The following is a 4947-nucleotide window of genomic DNA, read 5'->3' on the forward strand; positions in this document are numbered from 1 at the left end:
ACCGTCCGACGCCACTCCCGGCTCCGACAGCAATCCCCGATCACCTACGAGAGAAACGCCCGACCGGCACCGGCTACGCTGGCCCCCGCCGCATAAACCCCGTGTCCAGGATCAGGGGTCAAGCCCCGCTCCACGTTGATGGACCTGCACGGGGCCGGCCCCTCAGGTGCGGCTCGGCTGCTGGCCGACGTCGGCGACATCCTCCGGTTCGCCGACCGCGACCGGTTCGCGTCCTGGAACGGCACCGCCCCGCTGGACGCGTCCTCCGGCGACCAGAAGCGTCACCGGCTCTCCCGCGCCGGCAACCGGCGGATCAACCGGACGCTGCACATCATGGCCGTGGTCCAGCTACGCAACCGCACCGAAGGCCGCGCCCACTTCGACGCGAAGAAGACCGCCGGGAAGAGTTCCATGGAAGCCATGCGCGCGCTGAAACGGCGGCTGTCCAACGTCGTCTACGCCCGCATGGTCGCCGACCAGAAACGCAGGAAGGCGGCGGATCCGGGAGGGCACTCGCAGGACGCTGACGTTGTCGGCATCGGTCACTTCGGCTAGTGGGTCATCGCGGTTTGATCCAGTCGCCCAGGATCGGCTGGCGGTTCGCTGGTGGCCGACCGGCGGCCTCCGTAGGAGGCGACCAACGCGTCCGCCACGATCGCAGCGTCTGCCTCCGCCACGTCCGCCGGGTACTCCGGCAAGAGGTCGTCCCAGACGACCAGCCACGACCCGTACAGCTGGGCCTGTCCCTCGGGCCGGGCGAAGAACCAGATGTGCAGGTGTGCAGCACCGTCTCCGATGCGGTAGACGTGGGCCCGCGAGACGTGCGGCAGTGCCTGCATGTGGCGGACGATGCGTGTATTTAACAGTCCCAGCTCGGCGGCCAGCTCATCGGGAAGGTCCGCCATGTCGTAGTGATCGCGCGGATATAGCATGAGCACCAGCGGCACGCCGACTCCCGTGATCTGGGCCAGCCGCCAGTGGTCGTCGAACCAGATTCCTTCGTCCCGGTTGCGGCAGTCGTTGCAGTCCGATGGGTCCTCGCCGTGCCGCGCCGGCTCGGGCAGAACCGGCGGGCGCAGCGGCGCGACGCGCAGCCCGTCCGGCTCGAACGGACTGATCTCCCACCCTGTCATACGTGCCAGCGGGAGCCGGCGCGCGCTATCCGCTGCGGCGACTGCGTGGTCATAGAACTCATCGGGTTGCAAGGCCATGATCCGCAGATTAGTACGACAGAGACTCTTCATATCTACAGGCTCAGTGTGCCGGCCGGGCGCTGTCCGGAGCAGGCCCGGCGCCCCACGCTCGGTGGCCCGGGTGAGCCCGAACATTCGCTCTTCGGCATGGCCGGGTGTTCGCTGCAGGGGACCACTCGTGACGCACCGTGACGCCCGGTCGGCGGCATGTTAGTACGCCGTCGGCGAGTTGTCGCAAGGGCAGCGGCAGGAGCGTGCGTTGACGGAAGATCGCTACTTAGGCAGGGTGCGTAGCATGATGCAGCAGCCACCAGCCGTTCCGGCTGAGACCGTTGACTGGACCTTCGTCATTGGCACGGGGTGCAAGCAGTGCGGGTTCTCGGCGCAGGACGTCGCGTCCACGGGTGACCGGCTGCGCGCCACGATTCCCCGCTGGCGGGAGTCGCTATCCCGGGAGGACGCCTCTCAGCGGCCGGAACCGACGGTGTGGTCTCCCGTGGAGTACGCCTGTCACGTACGCGACACCTGTCGGATCTTCCGTGAGCGGCTGGAGTTGATGCTGAGGGAGGCCGATCCGACGTTCGCGAATTGGGACCAGGACGCTGCCGCCGTTGAAGGGGATTACTTCCATCAGGCTCCGCCGGAGGTGGCCGACCAACTGGCTGCGGAGGCTGAGGCGACAGCGGCAGCGTTTGACGGGGTGAGGCCGGATCAGTGGGACCGTCCGGGTCGGCGGAGCAACGGGTCGTTGTTCACGGTGAAGACCTTCGCGATCTACTTCCTGCATGACATCGAGCACCACGTGCATGACGTGACCCGCTAGACGTCCGTCTGCAGACCGATCTGCCACGCAGGTCCTGAGACCCGACACGGCGGCAGACACCGTTACCAGAATGTCGGGCTCCACCTGATACGTGACACATCAGTTCCACTTGACGGGTGACGGGTTCCCGCGCGATGGGTCGCCGCTGCCACATTGAGTGATTGCCCTGACGGACTCCAGGGGCCGAGCTCGACGGGGTCCGAGAGACGCGTGGTCAGCGCTGATGTGCGGATGGGCCGGGGCGGCTCTGCCGAGGCGTCCTGGCAGGCACGCCGCGCCTGTGCCAGAAGGATGTCGGTCAGGATAGCTAACGTCTCGGGATTCGCCGGCAGTGATCCGCGCGACGTGACCCGACAGACTTCATCATCTGGCCAGGAAGGGCGTGACCGGGTGGATAACGGCGAGAAGAACGCACTGTTGACGTTCCTGGAGGCGCAACGTGCCAGCATTCTTGCGATCATTGACGGCCTCGACATCGAAGCCTTGACAACCGTCGTCCTGCCCTCGGGATGGACGCCGCTGGGTCTCCTGGAACACCTCGGCTACGCCGAGCGGCACTGGTTCCAGGAGATCGCCACCGGCTCCGCCGAGCCGCTGGCCTGGCCCGACGACGACCACATGCCACTAACCCCACGACTACCGTCCGTGGTCTTCGCGTTCTACCGCGCCTAGTGCGAGCGATCCAACGCCGTCCTTGCCTCTACGCCGCTGTCTGCGCCTGCCCGGGGGCGTCACCCAGGTCCGCTCGGAGAGGAGGCCACCGACCTGCGTCGCATCGTTCTCCACATGATCGAGGAGACCGCACGTCATGCGGGTCACCTCGACGTCGTGCGCGAGCTGATCGATGGAAAGACGGGGCTCGGGCCTCGATAGCTGCCTCCCCTCCACCGGCGCTGCGCGAGCGGCGACATCCTCAATTCGGCACGGTGCGGTATTCGCCGCCCAACCACCCGGGACGAACCTTGACGCTCGGTCGGCGGCAGATCCGGACGTTCGATCTTGGCCCCGGGGGAAGCTGACAGGCATCTCCGAAGCCAGACAACACCGAGCAGGCCCCACCTGCCGCATCCACGCCTGTCGACACGCTAGACCAAGTCCACAGCCAGCCCGCGGGTCATGACGGCCGCCCGCCAAACTGCCAGTTGTGCACCTCGATGTCGGCGTACCGGTCCGGGGTCAGCACTGCGCGCGCCTTGTCCGGATCCGGCGCCCGGACAAGCACCGCCGTACCCAGCCAGGTGGCGCCGTCGTCGGACAACAGCGGCCCGTACGCGATCAGCTCGTCCCGGTCAGGCGGCACCGCGAGGTCGGCGGCCTGACCCGCGCCGAGGCCGAGCACCAGGTACCGGTTACCACCGGTCCGGCCTCCGGGGAAGTCCCACATGGTGCGGCCGAGCGCGTTGCGCCACCGGCGCAGCAGCACGTCCCGGTACACGCCGGCCTGATAGTTGGGCTCGTCGAAAGCGAACACGCGCGCGGCGGCGGGGTCGGGCAGGTCGACGATGTGCACGCTGCCGGTGGGCGTGTCACCGTCGCCGGCAAGAGTCGGGCCGCGAGCGATCATTTGTCTCGAGTACCGGTCCATGTAGGACCAATGCTCTTCCAGCAGCTCGTCGCGCAACGCCACCGAGCTGGGCCGGTCGCGGTGGTAGCAGAAAAATTCCATGCCCCAAAGTCTGACCTCCATGCCAGACACCGACGCGGACGGGGACCACCCGGCCCTGTCACTGTCCCGGCAAGTTCGCAATATGTCTGATTGATCCAGGGGTGGGGCGGTCGACGCTCACGACCGGCGGCCATGAGCGGACGCCATCGGACCGCTGGTATCCATCCTCGAAAACCTGCTCGGGCTGCGGCACGGTGAAAACCAAGCTGGCCCTGTCCGAGCGCACCTACCACTGCGACGCGTGCGGCCTGGTCCTCGACCGGGACCTCAATGCCGCACGCAACCTCGCCGCCCTCGCGGCCGAGTACGACACCGCCGGGAGTGGCCCGGTGGCAGGACGTGGAGCCGACCGTAAGACCCGTCCCGGCGGGCAGGTGGCCGTGAAACGTCAACCCGGCACGGCGCCCGCCGGTCAGACCGGGACCGTCCCACCGCAAGGCGGGACTACCGATCGTGTGCTCGCCAAAGCGCGCTGAAAGACATCCCAGGAGCTTGAATGTCAAGCAGCAGCCTCGCCGAGGTGGTGGGACCAGGCGGTCGCCTCGTTGTATGGGGTGCCGGTTTTGAGGCATCCGTGCAGGATGCCGACGAGCCGGTTGGCGAGCTGGCGCAGTGCGGCGTTGTAGCTGGCGCCGCGGGCGCGTTGCCGGTCGTAGTAGGCGCGGGCGCCCGGCGAGGCTTTCAACGCGGAGAACGCCTGGGTCATCAGGGCGTCGATGAGCCGGTCGTTGTGCACGAACCGGGCGGCGACGGTCTTCTTCTTGCCCGATGCGCGGGTGATCGGGCTGGTAGCGGCGTAGTTCTTGCGGGCCTTGGCCGAGGCGTAGCGGCCGTGGTCGTCGCCGAACTCTGCGAGCATCCGGGCGCCGAGGACGGCACCCAGTCCAGGCTGGGACAGGATGGTCTCAGCGTCCGGGTGCCGGCCAAAATGGGCCTCGACCTGCCCTTGCAGGGCCTTGACCTGCTCGTTGAGGGTGACCAGCAGCGCGACCAGAGCGCGCACGGACGCGGCGTAGGCGGCAGTGACCACGGCCGGCTGGCCGAGGTGCTCGGCGCGCAGAACGGCCTGGATCGCCGTGGCCTTGGCAGCGATGTCGCGGCGGCGGGCCCGTTTGAGGGCCGCGCTGATCTGCGCCAGGCTCAGCTTCGCCGCGCTCGCCGGGTCGGGTGCCTTCGCGAGCAGTTCCAGGGTGTCGGCGGCGTCGAGGTCCTCGAAGGCGGCCAACGCGGCGGGGAAGTACTCCCGCAACGCGTGCCGCAGCCGC

Annotated in this window: 6 protein-coding genes and 1 pseudogene; 4 read left to right on the forward strand and 3 right to left on the reverse strand. The window is 68.1% G+C overall.

The window, feature by feature from the left end:
• Positions 1 to 138 precede the first annotated feature (138 nt).
• Positions 139 to 555: a transposase gene (locus DKL51_RS06870; RefSeq protein WP_243420599.1), complete on the forward strand. Its 417-nt coding sequence runs from the start codon at positions 139 to 141 to the stop codon at positions 553 to 555.
• On the opposite strand, the gene DKL51_RS06875 is transcribed toward DKL51_RS06870, so the two are convergent.
• A complete protein-coding gene (locus DKL51_RS06875; protein WP_109946039.1) occupies positions 552 to 1211 on the reverse strand; it encodes an HIT family protein in 660 nt (219 codons plus the stop codon). The genes DKL51_RS06870 and DKL51_RS06875 overlap by 4 nt on opposite strands.
• Positions 1212 to 1488: 277 nt before the next feature.
• On the opposite strand from DKL51_RS06875, the gene DKL51_RS06880 reads away from it, so the two are divergent.
• Both DKL51_RS06880 and DKL51_RS36195 read left to right on the forward strand, forming a co-directional pair.
• The gene (locus DKL51_RS06880; RefSeq protein ID WP_109946040.1) at positions 1489 to 2016 is read left to right on the forward strand and encodes a DinB family protein; all 528 of its coding nucleotides are present in this window, start codon (positions 1489 to 1491) and stop codon (positions 2014 to 2016) included.
• Between the two features lie 291 nt (positions 2017 to 2307).
• Positions 2308 to 2889 (forward strand): annotated as a pseudogene (locus DKL51_RS36195) (DinB family protein).
• Positions 2890 to 3130: 241 nt separating this feature from the next.
• On the opposite strand, the gene DKL51_RS06890 reads toward DKL51_RS36195, so the two are convergent.
• Complete coding sequence (locus DKL51_RS06890; protein ID WP_109946041.1) at positions 3131 to 3682, reverse strand: YciI family protein; 552 nt, start codon at positions 3680 to 3682, stop codon at positions 3131 to 3133.
• 101 nt (positions 3683 to 3783) lie between these two features.
• On the opposite strand from DKL51_RS06890, the gene DKL51_RS06895 reads away from it, so the two are divergent.
• Positions 3784 to 4158 carry a zinc ribbon domain-containing protein gene (locus DKL51_RS06895; RefSeq protein WP_207783928.1) on the forward strand — a complete coding sequence of 125 codons (375 nt, stop codon included), beginning with the start codon at positions 3784 to 3786 and terminating at the stop codon, positions 4156 to 4158.
• Between the two features lie 23 nt (positions 4159 to 4181).
• Here the strand turns inward: DKL51_RS06895 and DKL51_RS06900 are convergent.
• On the reverse strand, positions 4182 to 4947 hold a 766-nt coding region (locus DKL51_RS06900), incomplete at its 5' end, for a transposase (protein WP_148097739.1).

This window comes from Micromonospora globispora, assembly GCF_003857015.1.
GTDB classification, from domain to species: Bacteria; Actinomycetota; Actinomycetes; order Mycobacteriales; family Micromonosporaceae; genus Micromonospora; species Micromonospora globispora.